The 14038-nt window shown below is 60.5% G+C and carries 16 protein-coding genes; 3 read left to right on the top strand and 13 right to left on the bottom strand.

Features of this window, described 5'->3' with window-relative positions; genetic code table 11:
* Positions 1-103: 103 nt before the first annotated feature.
* Complete coding sequence (locus tag CAER_RS0106460; RefSeq protein WP_027234575.1) at positions 104-964, top strand: glyoxalase superfamily protein; 861 nt, start codon at positions 104-106, stop codon at positions 962-964.
* Between the two features lie 70 nt (positions 965-1034).
* On the opposite strand, the gene CAER_RS27720 is transcribed toward CAER_RS0106460, so the two are convergent.
* Genes CAER_RS27720 through CAER_RS0106420 form a run of 8 tightly spaced genes read right to left on the bottom strand, consistent with a single transcriptional unit; the run spans position 1035 to position 6320 of the window.
* Positions 1035-2102, bottom strand: coding sequence for a 3'-5' exonuclease (locus CAER_RS27720; RefSeq protein ID WP_051357739.1), 1068 nt, complete (start codon positions 2100-2102; stop codon positions 1035-1037).
* A complete protein-coding gene (locus tag CAER_RS0106450) occupies positions 2092-2445 on the bottom strand; it encodes a hypothetical protein (RefSeq protein WP_027234574.1) in 354 nt (117 codons plus the stop codon). The genes CAER_RS27720 and CAER_RS0106450 overlap by 11 nt, the downstream gene beginning before the upstream one ends.
* Entirely contained in the window at positions 2442-2765 is a 324-nt protein-coding gene (locus CAER_RS0106445) for a hypothetical protein (RefSeq protein WP_027234573.1), read from the bottom strand. Before CAER_RS0106445 ends, CAER_RS0106450 begins: the two co-directional genes overlap by 4 nt.
* A 21-nt stretch (positions 2766-2786) precedes the next feature.
* On the bottom strand, positions 2787-3293 hold the full coding sequence (locus CAER_RS0106440; RefSeq protein ID WP_027234572.1) for a hypothetical protein: 507 nt from the start codon (positions 3291-3293) through the stop codon (positions 2787-2789).
* Positions 3290-3667, bottom strand: coding sequence for an IcmT/TraK family protein (gene icmT, locus CAER_RS28865; RefSeq protein WP_051357738.1), 378 nt, complete (start codon positions 3665-3667; stop codon positions 3290-3292). Before icmT ends, CAER_RS0106440 begins: the two co-directional genes overlap by 4 nt.
* A complete protein-coding gene (locus CAER_RS27710; protein ID WP_161631078.1) occupies positions 3667-4902 on the bottom strand; it encodes a type IV pilus twitching motility protein PilT in 1236 nt (411 codons plus the stop codon). Before CAER_RS27710 ends, icmT begins: the two co-directional genes overlap by 1 nt.
* 43 nt (positions 4903-4945) lie before the next feature.
* Positions 4946-5887, bottom strand: a complete 942-nt coding sequence (locus CAER_RS0106425; protein WP_027234571.1) for a type IV secretory system conjugative DNA transfer family protein — start codon at positions 5885-5887, stop codon at positions 4946-4948.
* A gap of 4 nt (positions 5888-5891) precedes the next feature.
* On the bottom strand, positions 5892-6320 hold the full coding sequence (locus tag CAER_RS0106420) for a DotD/TraH family lipoprotein (RefSeq protein WP_161631077.1): 429 nt from the start codon (positions 6318-6320) through the stop codon (positions 5892-5894).
* Positions 6321-7021: 701 nt separating this feature from the next.
* Here CAER_RS0106420 and CAER_RS0106415 point away from each other — a divergent pair.
* Together CAER_RS0106415 and CAER_RS0106410 are read left to right on the top strand one after the other, a co-directional pair.
* A complete protein-coding gene (locus tag CAER_RS0106415; protein WP_027234569.1) occupies positions 7022-8317 on the top strand; it encodes a site-specific integrase in 1296 nt (431 codons plus the stop codon).
* A gap of 122 nt (positions 8318-8439) precedes the next feature.
* Positions 8440-8895, top strand: a complete 456-nt coding sequence (locus CAER_RS0106410; RefSeq protein WP_027234568.1) for a hypothetical protein — start codon at positions 8440-8442, stop codon at positions 8893-8895.
* Between the two features lie 489 nt (positions 8896-9384).
* On the opposite strand, the gene CAER_RS0106400 is transcribed toward CAER_RS0106410, so the two are convergent.
* The 5 genes from CAER_RS0106400 to CAER_RS0106380 all read right to left on the bottom strand — a co-directional run bounded on the left by CAER_RS0106400 (position 9385) and on the right by CAER_RS0106380 (position 13805).
* On the bottom strand, positions 9385-10248 hold the full coding sequence (locus CAER_RS0106400; protein ID WP_027234566.1) for a peptidoglycan-binding domain-containing protein: 864 nt from the start codon (positions 10246-10248) through the stop codon (positions 9385-9387).
* Between the two features lie 486 nt (positions 10249-10734).
* The gene (rnk, locus tag CAER_RS27705; RefSeq protein WP_036796940.1) at positions 10735-11178 is read right to left on the bottom strand and encodes a nucleoside diphosphate kinase regulator; all 444 of its coding nucleotides are present in this window, start codon (positions 11176-11178) and stop codon (positions 10735-10737) included.
* Positions 11179-11268: 90 nt separating this feature from the next.
* The gene (locus CAER_RS0106390; RefSeq protein WP_027234565.1) at positions 11269-11736 is read right to left on the bottom strand and encodes a hypothetical protein; all 468 of its coding nucleotides are present in this window, start codon (positions 11734-11736) and stop codon (positions 11269-11271) included.
* A 239-nt stretch (positions 11737-11975) separates the two neighbouring features.
* Complete coding sequence (locus tag CAER_RS0106385) at positions 11976-12812, bottom strand: SDR family NAD(P)-dependent oxidoreductase (RefSeq protein ID WP_027234564.1); 837 nt, start codon at positions 12810-12812, stop codon at positions 11976-11978.
* Between the two features lie 9 nt (positions 12813-12821).
* Entirely contained in the window at positions 12822-13805 is a 984-nt protein-coding gene (locus tag CAER_RS0106380) for an N-acyl amino acid synthase FeeM domain-containing protein (RefSeq protein WP_154667738.1), read from the bottom strand.
* Positions 13806-14038: the final 233 nt, after the last annotated feature.

Here is a 14038-nt window from a genome sequence, read left to right as displayed (position 1 = left end):
AGAACATGTGCATCCTAACGTTCATGATATCCTTCTATCCAAGGGTCTTCGTGGCGGTAATGGACCGAACCCCAGATACGATACGACCCTCAATGGTAGAATCATGAATGCACTGAATGCCGGTTTCCCGGCCTCCTCCGACGTTGCCAAAGCCCAGGCGAAGCGCCTGCGCACCGCACTTGCACCGTCCTACATCGTATCCCACAGCCAGAGCCTGGAGATTATCGCCAAGATCCATGGCGAGCAGAGCTGGGGCCGCATGAGCCACTTACTCTCCTCGATGGCCCAGAATGCTCAGCCGGCCCCTGCGCCCGCACCGTCCCCTGCGCCTGTACCGGCTGCCCCGCAGGCCGTATCCGGCGACCATGTCGAACAGCGGGCACTTCAGGAAATCTGGAAGGGTCTGAACAATCTCAAGCCTCGCCCCGTAACCGCGAAGGCGAAGGCCAGGGCGAAGATCCTGTCCGAACGGCGCCTGATCAGCACCCAGGAATTCGAGACCTGGCTGGACAAGCTGAGCATGGATCTTGGCAGCATGGTGTTCGGGATGGGCGTAGACAATCTCCTCGCAATGGCCAAGGTGACTTCCGTCAGCCATTTCCACAAGCCGGGGCCGGATGAGACCCAGGTCGCAAGCTTCTCGCGCGCCGTCAGCCTGCCCGGTTTCGCCGCGGTGCTGATCTACCTCGAAAAGCTGGGGTTCGACACGCATCCCGAACTCTTCGTTAAGCCGGTCCTGCAGCAGATCAAGAACGCCGAGGTCATTGATGAGCATGAACTTGCATGCCTTTGGTACAGCAAGGAAAAGGGCTCAGGCGGGTTCCACCAGAAGATGGTCGATGCAAGCCTCAAGCTCGAGAATACGGTATCCAGGACCTTGAAGCTGCCCAACGGGCTGACCGTTTCAGCAAAGCTCGGCGGTGAACTCGAGCACCTGGTCCAGGAGCTTACCCTCCTGCGCTAACCCCGCAAGCTGCATACGAAAAAGGCCCGCCATCGGCGGGCCTGCTTCATTGTGCGGGACCGAACCCCAATCAGAACCCAAAGGCGCCCTGCGGCTCCTGCGTGACGCTCTTTTGAGCGACCACATCGATCGCGGTGCGCACCTCGGCGGTGCGGAACACCTCCTTGGTCACCGGGCGCCGCGCCGAGTAGCGCTCCATTCCGGAAATCCGGAAGGCCGGCAGGGACGCGTCGCGCTGGTAGATCTTTTCCCTCAGGAAGTCAGCCTCTTCCGCCAGGACCTCCGGATCATCCGGGAGGATCTTGTACCAGGACTTCTCGTATCCCGCGGCATCCTGGCCATCAGGCGACCAGCGGTATCCGTTTTCCTTGAGGTGATCCTTCACAGCAAACGTGCTGTTTTCCGCAATCAGCAGGATGGAAGACGCATTGCTGTTCGCATGCAACTCTGACCACGGCGTGCCCAGCTCAGGATGGTCCTGGTTCAGGATATAGGGCATCACGTTGATATCGTTCAGCGCGTTGTGTGATCCGTAGACATAACCGGCCTGCAGCGCGATCTGCTCAAGCGAGCGGCCGTTGCAGCCGCGGGACAGCCAATCGACCTGCGCAAAGGTGCAATCGAAGTCGATCTTGTCGAAGCCGGCGTCCGGGAAGTTGCGCTCCACCATCTTCCGGTCGAACCCTGCGTTATGGCAGATTACCTTTTTCGCACTCCCGAGGAAGGCCCGGACTTCGCCGTCGTCAATCGTGTGCCCCTTCACATCCTCATCCGTGATCCGGGTGATCCGGGTCACCTCGGCCGGGATCGGCATCCCAGGATCGCGGAACCGGTCAAAGACCTCGCCAACGCTCAGAATGCCCTGGCTGTCGTATTTCACCTTCCGCATAGCCAGCTGGATGACCTTGTCCTTCGAGGTGTCGACCCCTGTGGTTTCCGTATCCATCAGGACTCCCTCTTCGGCATTGGCCAGGCGCACTGGATCAGTGACCTCCGGGAAGGTCATTGCTTCGACCTGCTGGAGCGTGCTGATCCCGCCGGAACGCAGGGTGTCGCGAATGAGGCTGAGGCCGTCCGAGGTCGACATCAGAGTTTTCAGAAGGGTGACGATTTTCTGATTGCGGTCTTCATTCGCCATTGAGGAGTTCCTTGAGCGGTTTGGGGTTGCCCGTATCTTCCGGCGAGTTTGCGAAAATCTCAATCTCAGGATTGCTTTCGCGGATCAGAATGAGCTCCCGAACCGGGGTTGTGCCTTCGATCGGGAACTCGCAAAGCTCGATCTGATCCGCACACAAGAAGTCCTCCTGCACCTCTGCGGGAAGATCCAGCGAGATCATCTTGCCCTCGCCATAGATCTCAACCGCGGCCGGGGTTTTGATGCGGTACCCTTCAGCTGTGAAGGGGAACAGAGGCCGCACCACAATGGATGGGCCGTCCTCCCCGCTGAGCATTTCGACAGTCTTTTCGAAACCGGAAGTCATTTTTGTGGCACACGGTATGTCTTGGAGTGGATCTTGACTGCCGGGTGTACGCGGCCGGGCCCGGCCTTGCCGTACTTGCCGGTCTTGCAGCCCCGGGCCGTATAGGGCGGGTGACCCTCCAGGGTCTCGGCGCTAGGTGACGCGTTTTCCCAGTCGATATGGGGCTCGACCAGCGGGTCGCTGAGCGTGGTGTCCGCATCTGCGCAGTAATCCCCCGCGTAGGGCTGCAGGCCCTCGAGGTAGAAGCCTGCAGCTGCGGGTGTTGCGCTGATCAGCCCGGCCGCGGCAAAACCCAAAGCGGTTGCGATGATCCGTTTCATGATGTTCTCCAGAATTTACAATCAGGCGTCGCTGATCTCGTGAAGGATATGCGGCCGGATCCCGATGGATCCGGACAGAAGTTCGTGAAGCCACTGCGGGGCTGCCAGGACGATGGCTGAGAAGCGGGCTCCGGACCCGACGGTCTGCGAGAGGATATCGTCCAGTCCGGCGCTCATCTGGCGGCCCGCCTCCTTCACAAAGGAGGCCGTATCAACCATCCGGCCGTAGATCCGGGTCCGGCCGCTCAGGGCCAGGGTGATCGTTTCCTGTTCATCCAGGGTGATAATGCGGTCACCCAGGTTAACCGGAACGCCGAACAGAAAACTCCAGCCGAAGATCGCGGTCCAGCTCTTCGCACACTCCCCTTCGTCATCCAGAATGGTCACACGGGTTTCCCCCGGGCCAATTGTGACGAAGACCCGCTCTTCGCGCATTCCTGGATAGTCATCCGTAAGGCGCGGCTCGGGAGAGCGGAAGACTCGGATGCGTGCTGCTGTTTCTGCGGGTTCTTTGACAAGCGCGTTCATTTCCGCCCCTTCCCCTTCTTCGACTTTCCTTTTTCCGCTGCCTGACTGCGATGCTCGATCATCTGCCGGGCCCGCTGGACGTGGGCTTCGGTTTCAAAGCCGAAATCCACAGCTGAGCGTTCGCGATGCAGACCGCGGGCGCTGCGCTTGCGGCCAACGAGGCGTGCCCGGAGGAAGCGCAGGATGCTATCCGCGCTGACGCCTTTGCGCTCGAAGAACCACAGCACCAGGATGGTCACGATCGACAGGATAATCGTCCACAACCGGATGTGCATGATGGTCAGAAAGAGCACTGCAACCAGGCGGCTGTCGAACAGCAGAAACCTCGGCTGCTTGTGGCTCTCACGCCAGTAGAGGGGCGTTCCGAAATACATCAGCCATGCCCTTCTACTGCATACCGTCCGCCCAAGTGCAGCGCGTCACGGCGGGTAATCTTTCCTTCCGCATAGAGCTTGGAACACACTGACTGCAAAGACGCGTGCTGCATCTCCGGGTCCTGGCCAGCCAGCGCGCCCTGCACCGCCTGATCAACAATCGTCGACCAGTCCTGCATCGGGGACGTCAGCAGGCGCTCACGCATGGCTTCCGTGAACTGAAGGTATTCCCGGACCGGCACCCGGCCGCTGCCATCAGGGGTCGGCACCAGATGCTGCACCATCAGGAAGCGCAGCGCGTTGACCAGGTCGTAGCCGCGGCTCTCCCGCTCATTGCCGGGGAAAATCGTCAGCAGTCGCCGGATCGCAACAGCAACCGAACCGGCATGCGTGGTCGTGTAGACCAGGTGCCCCGTCAGTGAAGCCTCGAGCGATGCGGCGATGGTTTCGAAGTCACGCGCCTCGCCAACGTTGATGATGTGGGGCTTGCGGCGCAGCGCCGAATGCACACCTTCCGCAAAGGACCGCACGTGACGGCCGACTTCGGACTGCCCGATCGTCGAAGAGGATCCGCCCAGGCTGCTCATGACATCCCGGAAGGTGTATTCGATCGGCGCTTGGATATCGACGATCTTCACCGGCCGGGGGCTTTCCTCCAAATGGTACCGCGTCAGCGCCGCCATGGTTGTCGACTTACCCGACCCGGTCGCCCCTGCGATCACAACGATACCGTCCCGGGGGGCCAGTGCCGCAACCTCATCCGCGCCCAGCTTGACCATTTCCAGATCCGGCGTCCGCCGCGGGAGGGCCCGGAAGGTCAGCTCCACGCCCGCGCCATCGCGGCCGTAAATGCCGGTGGCATTCACACGGAAGCGCTGACGGTCCCCATCCGGCAAGTTCAGCTCGTAGGAGAAATCGAGGACATTCATCGCATTGATTTCGGTGGGACCGTTCGACCCGCCGTAAGCCTCGACCAGAACAAGGTTCAGCTCCGTCGGCGACAGCGGGCGCGTCATCCCCCGGTAGAGAATGCCGTGAATTTCCGGCCGCGGCTGCTGGTCCGACTGAAAGGTGATGTCCGAGGCGCCGGACATCACCGCCGTCATCAGCATCTGGCGGAAATCCTGCACGCAGATCCTCTGCGGCTCGTCAGGCAGCAAGCGGATTGTCCGGGCTTCGGTATCCGGCTGCACTTTGACAGCCTTCTCGACGCCCGGCGACATTTTCCGTGACATGGGCGTGCGCGGCTGGCTGGAGGGGCTCATTTCATTCATGGGGTCAATCCAAATTGGACAGCGACGGGATCTCTCCGGTCTCGACGATGAGCGCATCGCGTTCGGACACCGAGCGGACTTTCCAGCGTGTCGGGTCGGACTGGAACGATGCGTCGGATACGATCCGGACGGTCGAGGAGCCGATCCGCATCTGGCCGTTGTCTTCGGTCACGCCGAAGTCGGCGTCGGCAAGCACCATCCGGTCCATCATGCCCATTGCCACCAGGCGCCGGTATTGCAGCATCCCCTGATAGTCCTGCTTCAGCCGGGCAATGCGCTGCTCGAACTCAGCATCGGCCAACTCAATGCCGGCATCAAAGCCATCCTCGAACCAGCCTTTGAACATCTTCAGCTCCTGCGAGCCTGACGGCATCAGGCTGCGGGCAGGTTCCTCCGGGGAGGGCGCCGCGAAGATCAGGTAGTCACGCCAGGTCGGGGCATGCGCCGAAATCCTGCCAGGGCGAACGATGGTCAGATATTCATCCGCCACACTGGCCTCCCGACCATCCGCATCGGTGGTGAAGGCATCGAATGAGCGTGAAACGACCGGCGGCAGAATGACACCCGCCTTCACCGGAGCAGAAGACACCACACGGTTGAAGTCGAACACCTGGCTCAGGTCACGGGAGCGTGCCTCCAGGCGGCCGAGGATCTCCCAGGAGCGCCGGGCATAACCCATCTGCGATCCATAGCTCTGCGCGGCCTCCTTGAGGGCTTCCGAGCGCAGCTTGGTGATCTCGGACTTTGAATCGTCCGGATCATAGATGGCAATCCGGATATCAGACGCGGACGCGGGAGGCTCCGCGCCAATCCGCAGGTTGTCTGTTTCGGCACCGATCGCCGGAGGCACCAGATCGGAGCTCTTGCCGCGCTCAATGGCCGGCAAGGTGCAGGCCGAGAGCGCGAGGCCGGCGAGGGCCATGATTGCGGGGGCGCGGCTCGTCATGCGATCAGCCTCCGTAACGGATTTCGATGGTCTTGGCGGAGGGGTTGAAGCCGATGTCGGCATAACCGTGCGCCATGGCCCCCGCGCGGCGGACCACCCCGAAGAGGGGCTCTTCATTCGCGGTGATCGAGATCATCATGGGATTGGCCGGGGTGTCTCCAGTCACACTGAAGGCATAGCCGGCGCGCACGGCCATCTCGGAGAGGAACGGCTCGATCGCGCCTTGCCAGTCCACGGTGACCGGCTGCACGGCCTCTGGCGGCAGAACGACACCAGGCGGGACGCTCTGGCCCGGGCCTGCGCGCACCGGTGCGGCGGTTGCCACTTCAACCTGCGCGATGGCCTCATTTGCCTTCGAGGAGGTCTCGACCGCTTCAGCGATCTGCTCGTCGATCTCAGGGATGGGATCGACCTTGGGGGTCCCGATCGTCATGGAGCCACAGGCCGAGATGAGCGTGACAAGGACGAGCGAGGGGGCTGCCAAATGTTTCATGAATTTCTACCTGTGTTCTCCTGGTGAAAACCTGACCCAGGCTAGCATTTGGCGAATGTGCGAAAATAGGTCTGATGCGGGTCTTTCCCGATCGACCGGCTTGATTATTGTGGAAAACCCCGACGCGCCGCGGCTCGCTCCGCGCCCCGAGACGCTCGCATCATCATCTCTATAAAGTGCCGCCTGGAGGCTCCACGGCCGCAACCCCGGCCTGCCGGCGGACCTGCCAGCAAAAGCGCTGCGCTCTTTATGCGCAGGGTGAATGACTCCCAAATTTTCGCCGATAGCCGGAATATTCACGGCTGGAGTAAACCATGTGCGCCATGCAGGGGTGCAATCTGCCGCCGCAGGGTCGTGTAATAGTTTTTCCGCCCTTCAACCGGCTTCTTGCGAGATCTTCGAGGAAGCACCCCGGCGGCGCTGGTCATCCACAGTGTTTTGCGAAAATGAATGATCCAAGGCTACCTTCTTTCGAAAAGGCGCCCTATAAATGTGGAAGCGGGCCTGGTGACTCTCACTCGGTCACAGCGCGGCCTGGCGGCCTGCGCGGCAGGCTCGAAAACAGAACCCGGAATTTACCCGGTCCGATAATATGCGATGCCCCTCCCCTCCGGGGTTTATCGTGGCAAGATGGGGAAACCATGGAACAATACGTGAATGTCATCAACCGCCTGATCGATTGCGCCGAACGCCGTTGCGAGGCCCTCTCACGCCCTGCGCGGCTCATCGATCTGGTGACGCAATTGTCGATCCGTTCCCGCGCGCTCTCCGTGGCCACCGTGAATGTCGAGATCGCAGCTGTGCGAAAAATCTTCTCAGAGGTGGAGCGCACCGATGGAACCTGCTCCTGGCCCACGGGCGTCACCGTGCGCAGCTGGATGGAGGCGCCCGGCAGTGACGATTTTGATGCCGCCATGCAATCCGTGCGGCGCCCCTACCGGACCATCATGGAAGACGGCGAAGAGATCCTGTCCGGCGAAATGGAAACCCTGCGCCTGAACGGGCATGACCTGGTCGAGGAGGAGCTCGTCGAGCTGTTGACCGGCAAGAAGGGGGACACCAAGGCGCGCACCGATCAGAAGTCGCAGCGGTTCCTCAATGCCCGGGATCTGACGGCCATCGAATTGGAACTGAGCCTCCATGACCCCATCGACAGCCTGAACTCGCTGATCACCGGCAAGGCCCGTCTGGAGGGGACACTGAGACTTTTCGTGAACGTCATGTGGTTCACCGGAATGCGCCCGGTCGAGGTCTGGAACTGCGCGCTCATGGTGCCGAGGATTGACCTCGCTTTCACGCCCGAGATGGTCCGCATGGTCAGCGAGAACCCCTCGATGGCGCTCCACCAGGAACTCATGATGACCGTCGAACAGGCGTCGCGCGACACCGGCGACAACCTGGGCGTCGCCGCACGCAATGCCATGACGCGCAGCGGCGCCCCCAGCATCCTGATGATCAAATCGGCCAAAACGACAAACCAGAAAGCGGAACTGAAATCCGAATACCGCCTGCAGGTTCTCAAGAAGATCCCGACCCGCCAGCTCAACCTGATCGCGCTCGCCACCCAGTGCCGCAAGCTGCGGCTCACCGTCGAACGCAAGGACAGCATCCGGGCCTCGATGACCCGAATCCTCAAGCAGATCGCCAAACAGGAACCGCGCTTCGAGGGCATGAACCTGAACCTCTATGCCTTCCGGCACTCCTTCGCGACACGGGCCAAGCTGGCCATGGAACCGCATCAGGCCGCGGCACTGACCGGCCACACCGCCAAGAGCACGCTGCATGTCTATGGCGAGCGCAACCTGCGCAGCGGCACCGGCGGCGGCCGCCGCCTCGACCAGGACTGGCTGCCCTCTCCGGATCCGGTCTACGCCGAAATGATCCGGCAGACATGGACTGCGCGCCCGGCCGCGGCCCCGGCTCTCGAAAGCAGCTGAGAAAAGCTATCCACATTTTTCGGTTCTCATAGGTTTTGTCAGGGTATCGGGGCAGAATGGGATATGCGAAAAATAGAACGCGGCCAGCAGGCTGCGCTCAACGAGAAAAACCGGAGACACACATGTTCGGATTCTACGATCCCGCCAGCCTTTCCATCGGGGAGAAGAGCGCGGTCATCAACTTCATCGACGCGTCCGACGCCGCCGATGTGACGAAAGTCAGCATCAAGACCCCTGCCGATGTGCGCCGCGTCTCTGACGCGCTCGAGGTTCAGAAGGCGCGCGGCATCACCACGCTGGCGGGCAATGTGATCGAGTTCCGCGGCTCGATCTCCTTCAACCCGAAGGCGCCGGATGAGGCCCTGCTCACCCTGGATGACGCGGAGAACTTCGGTCGCACGGTCCCCCTCAAGCTCGACTTCGACCTGGGCCAGGAAACCCTGCCGCGCCACGGCTACGCCATCGGGCAGGCGGCCGAGGTCGACGGCGCCCTTATCGTCTACAAGCTGGCCATGCGCCCGTTCACGATGAACTTCGACCGTGACATGATGCCCGGGAATTCTTCCCAGCTGAACTGATCCGGCCCCGGCAGACCACCATCTCGCCTGAACAGCCCCCGCAGCCGATGCCGCGGGGGTTTCTTTTTGGGCTGGCAGGGTGAGGAAATTCTAAAGCAAGGCAAAAATGGTGAAGATAATCTGCGCGCGGTGAGGGTTTTCGACGGCTGAGAACGCGCTACCGCCGTGGCAGTCTTTAGGTTAGCCACTGCGCCCATCGTCTGTCGATTTGCCATCTCCGCGTTGAGACCGGAAGGTGATCCCTGCTCCGGATTGGGCTTTAGGGACCTCCGTTGCGCTCTGAGGCGGTTCAGCAGACCTTCGGCTGCGCGAAACCAAAATCCAGATGAGATGTGCCACAGAGACCAGGAGGTACATGACGCCAGTGGAGATCGCCATGAGAAGAAGAAGGCCGCCGGTCGTGCCAGGATTGACCCAGAAGGTGAAAAACAGACCGAAAACGAATGCAATGAGAAGTCCGCGGGATATTTGTGCAAGCCCCATATCCGCCTACCCTGCCCCAATCAGCATAAGGAATGCTTGTCCGTGCTGATCTGACCAATCCCTGATCGTTCGCCGTATATTCTCGACCGATAATCCATCGCGCAGCAGCTCAGGGTTCGTGGCAATCTTCTGCTGCCAGCTTTGCAGCTGCACCAGGGCCTGCTCGTAGGTGGTGACGCGAGACAGGTCCAGCATCAGGATGAGCTTGCCCGCCTGACCGTACTCATTCGCCGGGATCCAGCCGAAGAGGTAGGGCCCCCGGCCATCCAGGGAAACATTCTGAGCCGCGCGCACATTGGCCAGCACTTCACGCGCTTGTCCATCATCATAATCATCGATGGCCTTCGAGCATTTGGCCGACGTCTCAAGCCTGAGAAACTTGCCATTTAGGGAGGACGCCAGCCTCTTGTCCTTGATCGGCCATACTGTGACGAATTGATCCCCTCGCGGTTGTTTGACCGATGAGGTTGCGGGCAGGCTGTTCACATATGCTTGGCAGAGCTTCATATGGCGGTCGAAATCATACTCTGAGGCCAATGCGGGGAAGGCAAGGAAGCCATACCCCCTGAAGCGTGATGGGGGGAACTGTCCAGGTCCCGCAAAGACCCGGGTTGGAACCGGTGCGACGCCGGGTGTGTCTGGCGGCACCACAGCAGCAGTTGCAGCCACAGCGATCGGCTGGCTACCATCGGCCTCTCTCGCTGCACTTATAATTGCCTCAGCCTCCTTGGCGAGTGGATAACCGGAAAACGGGGCACCCTTTACTGAGCGGTACGCATTTAGCGCTCGTGATGTCCGAAGCCCGAAGATCCCGTCCGCGGGGCCTGCGTCAAACCCCAATGCATTGAGACTCTCCTGCAAGTCGCGCATCGTTCGGCGGTTAATGCAGGGACTATCGGGCGCTGCACCGCAGGGACGGCCGCTATAAGCGGAAGCAGCGCTCCCGGCGGATAGCCTGGGGGGAATTAAGTAATTCGGCCTTTCCTTCGGTCTTCCAGCTGCTCCTTGATTTACATTCACTTGAGCTCCGACGGTCGGCGATGTCACAATCAGCAATGCTGCAAGGAATGCCGTGCAATTTGACCGGATGAGATCTTCAATTTTTCCGAACATAGTCACCTGCCAAAAGGTAAGCGAAGGATAATCCTCACCCTGATGAACATCTGATCTGCGGAGCGAAATGAAGTGATACAGAAGCCACCAAAAACCTACACGTAAAAAGAGTGCCTGAGGCGCCTTGCAAAATCAAGCTTGGCGGCCTTCGGCGCCCCCGCAGGCTATTCAATTGGGGCGCCGGAAATAATCGCGCCTGAGAGGTTCATTCTAAGTGTCAGTGCGTGAGCGGCCTTTTACCAATCATTGAGCGTTCAGCTTTTCGGCGGCATCATGGGGAGCGACACGCAAAACGGTCAGCACCCGCCGCTTTCCATCACGGGTATCCCAGTTGAGGGATGCCCCTTCGGACAAACCAATCAGGGCGACCCCGATCGGCGTCAGGATAGAAATCCGGCCCCGCTCGATATCGGCATTCTCCGGAAAAACCGGGGTTACGGTCTTTTCCTGACCGGTTGTCTCATCCCGGAAGGTGACCGGGCGATCAATCGCCACGACATTCGCCGGGAGTTTTGCCCCCGGCACAATCCGGGCGCGGCCGATCTCCTCAAGAAGCCGGTCTGCGAGGTCCGGATCCCGCGGGATCGCGCCCTCCGCAAGTGCTTCGAGCCGGTCCAGGCAGTCTGCTGCGATGACGACCTTGGGGCGGCGGGCTGTGCCGCGCGAGGCGGGTCTTTTTTCGGTCATGGGATACTCCTATGCTTCTGCCTTTCGATGGCATTGGTGCATTTCTTTGGGGGTGGCCGGCTTCCTGGTGCGGCGAGGCGCGTGGAGGCGTCAGGCCGGGCCGTGGTCCGGTGCCGGGCTTACGTCCAGAACGACGATCGTCTCGATCTGGCCGTCATCCCGCAGGAGCGGCACCTTCTGCATCTTCCGCATGCCGACCAGGGTTGCGCCAAGCAGTGATGCGATGAGGATCCGCCCGGGGGCGGGCGCCGGGCTCATCGAGAGCACACCCGAGCGCGCGCCCCCGCCGCTGATCATGTAAGTCACATGGCAACCGGCCACGACCAGCTCCGGCGGGGCGGGCCACGGCGCGCCGCGCGAGATCCGCAGCTTGTGGCGCAAAAGCCCGTTCAGAAGCGCGGGGCTGGGCGCATTTCGGGTTCCGCGGCGGTGAAGAAGGCGCTCAATGCCAAACCGGTCCTCGACAGTAAGCAGGAATCCGGTCTCCACAGCGGAGCGCTCAAACAGCGATCGGAAGTCACTGCCCGCAGGCAGTTGGGTACTCTTGGCTAATGTCATGATACGTCTCCCAGGGCAATAAAGCCTGCAGTCTCATTTCAAGGATATGAGAAGCCCCGGGTGGTCGAGAACGCGCCTATGCGCAGACCGCCCGGGGAACCGGGCGGTTCAGAAGAAGAAACCGGAATGGGTTTACGCTCTTAACCATAGGGAGAGCCTAGCCGCCGGGCGCGAACTGTCAATCGCAATAATCTGGCAAAGCCGCCGCCGTGGCCGAATTTCGTGCCGCCGCTGAAGGTCTACTCAGCCGGTTCCTTTGCGCCATGCGTGCCAGTTGCAACACCGAGGCGTCGCTTCAGGAAAAACTTCGCCAGAGCCATCGCCGCGCCGCTGGGAAGAATCCGGAAGATAGGCGCAATCGCGCGATCCATCCTGTTCGGGATGAAAATCCTCTTCCCAATATTGTCGAGACTGCGCCGAACGACTTCCTCCGGCTTCATGACCATCGCCTGTGGAATGACGCCCTGCTTGACGTGGAAAGGCGTATCAGTGGTTCCGGGAAGCATGTTGTGCCACAGGTATGGCCTGTCGGAGAACTCCGCCTCGACAGACTGAAAGAGGCTGAGCAGGTAAGCCTTTGTTGCGGTGTAAACCGCCGTGAAAGGCGTTGGGGCCAGAACGTTGATTGTGACGACGTTGATGATCAGCAAAGGGTCCTCCTTGCTCTGACTGAAGAGGATCCGCCGTAACAGAAGCGTTGGATAGCTGACATGGCAGCTGATGATGTCGCAATAGCGATCACCGCTGAAGGCGGGGAACCCTCCCTTCATGCCAAAGCCTGCATTGCTGACAAAAATCCCGACCCTGTACTCGGATATGCGCCGTTCCAGAAGCGGAGCCCCGTAAGGATCCGTGAAGTCGTGGGTGATGGTTTCCACCTCCACCCCGTAATCCATCGCGATCGACTTCGCGACCGCCTCCAATTCAGTCCGGTTTTCTGAAACCAGCACAAGATCGCACCCCATCGCGGCAAAGGACCTGGCATAGTTGAGGCCGATCCCGGACGATCCCCCCGTCACCAAGCAGACCTGCTTGCCCTTCTGGAAGTGCTTTGAGACCCAAGTATTGGCTTTCATGTGGGCACCTCAATAAATGATTGCTGCTCTGGTTTCGGTGAGGCTGTTCAGGTTTGATGCCGCAACCCCCCGATGGCTCAGCTTGTCAAAGTCAATGAAGTTTCCCGCCTTGAAGCTGACCGGGCTGATATCCGGACCGCTGGAGCGCAGCGCTCCCTCCAGGACCAGCAGGTTCGGCTGCCTCGGGCTGCCCCGCGTCCAAACCTCCTGACCCGCACGGAACACCTGGACGATGTGCTGTGACCCTGAGGACAGACCAGGTAAAGACCCGGAACGCGCCGCAGGCAGCATTGCCTCGACACTTGCGGCCGGGATGGTTTCCGGAAGGCTTCTGACCGGACGCGTGAGGGCATGCCAGTCCCTGGCGGACTTTATGGACGGGGTATGCGGCGGCGAGGGAGGCGCGCAGCAAGCCAGCGGGCTGCGCAACTTTGCAAGCGCCTCCCGGTCGGAGACGTCAATGGACATCAGGCATTGAATGCCCAAGCCATCCACATGAATAGGGTTATTGAAGATCCTCAGGCCAAGCTTCATGTACATCGGCACAAGAGCCGGCGCGCAATATATGATCGAAATCGGCGATCCCTTCGCATTCGAGACGCGCGCCGCCTCCTGGATGATTTTCAGGGCAACTCTCGACCTCCTGTGCGACCTGGCAACGGCGAGGCGCGAGGTAACTGAAAAAGCGCTCAGGTCCACGGGCGTCGGATACCCGGAGAATATCTTCCGGCGAAGGCCCTCCGGGATTTTTGCCATAGGAGACATCCGGAGTGATCCAAGCACCTCCCCATTCACCACCGCACCGACAATCGAAGAGGTATGGTCGAGCTCGTCGGTGATGAGTTGGCTGGAGTGGTCGGCCGGGATCGTCCAGCCAAGCTCATGGATATTGACCTCATACCTGAGACGGAAAACCTGACGGAGCTCGTCCGGATCAGAAATAATCCTGTACTCGACCAAATCGCTATTCAGCGTCTCTTCAATAAGCGCCATCACAACTCCCCCGCTTAACCTTTGGGCGTGGAAAAACTTTCCCAGCCTCCAGGTTCAGGCTCTCGTCTTTTGCGGGGCAAATCCTCCTCCAAATTGGGGAGACCTTCTCCTGTTTCAGGCAAGGGGGGGCGCTCCGATTTGTCAAAGCTTAGATTTGCGATAGGATTATTTTTGCCCTCTGACGGGTACAGCTTGGGGATGAGTCGGATCCTCGGCGCACCTGCGAGGGTGCG

The sequence above is a fragment of the Leisingera caerulea DSM 24564 genome, from assembly GCF_000473325.1.
GTDB classification, from domain to species: domain Bacteria; phylum Pseudomonadota; class Alphaproteobacteria; order Rhodobacterales; family Rhodobacteraceae; genus Leisingera; species Leisingera caerulea.
This window is presented reverse-complemented; position numbering and strand designations above follow the sequence as displayed.

Bases quoted from the DNA above. Each gene is read 5' to 3' on its own strand.
- CAER_RS0106460 (WP_027234575.1), top strand. From the start codon at position 104: ATGAATGCACTGAATGCCGGTTTCCCGGCCTCCTCCGACGTTGCCAAA.
- CAER_RS27720 (WP_051357739.1), bottom strand. From the start codon at position 2,102: ATGGCGAATGAAGACCGCAATCAGAAAATCGTCACCCTTCTGAAAACT.
- CAER_RS0106450 (WP_027234574.1), bottom strand. From the start codon at position 2,445: ATGACTTCCGGTTTCGAAAAGACTGTCGAAATGCTCAGCGGGGAGGAC.
- CAER_RS0106445 (WP_027234573.1), bottom strand. From the start codon at position 2,765: ATGAAACGGATCATCGCAACCGCTTTGGGTTTTGCCGCGGCCGGGCTG.
- CAER_RS0106440 (WP_027234572.1), bottom strand. From the start codon at position 3,293: ATGAACGCGCTTGTCAAAGAACCCGCAGAAACAGCAGCACGCATCCGA.
- icmT (WP_051357738.1), bottom strand. From the start codon at position 3,667: ATGTATTTCGGAACGCCCCTCTACTGGCGTGAGAGCCACAAGCAGCCG.
- CAER_RS27710 (WP_161631078.1), bottom strand. From the start codon at position 4,902: ATGTCACGGAAAATGTCGCCGGGCGTCGAGAAGGCTGTCAAAGTGCAG.
- CAER_RS0106425 (WP_027234571.1), bottom strand. From the start codon at position 5,887: ATGACGAGCCGCGCCCCCGCAATCATGGCCCTCGCCGGCCTCGCGCTC.
- CAER_RS0106420 (WP_161631077.1), bottom strand. From the start codon at position 6,320: ATGACGATCGGGACCCCCAAGGTCGATCCCATCCCTGAGATCGACGAG.
- CAER_RS0106415 (WP_027234569.1), top strand. From the start codon at position 7,022: ATGGAACAATACGTGAATGTCATCAACCGCCTGATCGATTGCGCCGAA.
- CAER_RS0106410 (WP_027234568.1), top strand. From the start codon at position 8,440: ATGTTCGGATTCTACGATCCCGCCAGCCTTTCCATCGGGGAGAAGAGC.
- CAER_RS0106400 (WP_027234566.1), bottom strand. From the start codon at position 10,248: ATGCGCGACTTGCAGGAGAGTCTCAATGCATTGGGGTTTGACGCAGGC.
- rnk (WP_036796940.1), bottom strand. From the start codon at position 11,178: ATGACCGAAAAAAGACCCGCCTCGCGCGGCACAGCCCGCCGCCCCAAG.
- CAER_RS0106390 (WP_027234565.1), bottom strand. From the start codon at position 11,736: ATGACATTAGCCAAGAGTACCCAACTGCCTGCGGGCAGTGACTTCCGA.
- CAER_RS0106385 (WP_027234564.1), bottom strand. From the start codon at position 12,812: ATGAAAGCCAATACTTGGGTCTCAAAGCACTTCCAGAAGGGCAAGCAG.
- CAER_RS0106380 (WP_154667738.1), bottom strand. From the start codon at position 13,805: ATGGCGCTTATTGAAGAGACGCTGAATAGCGATTTGGTCGAGTACAGG.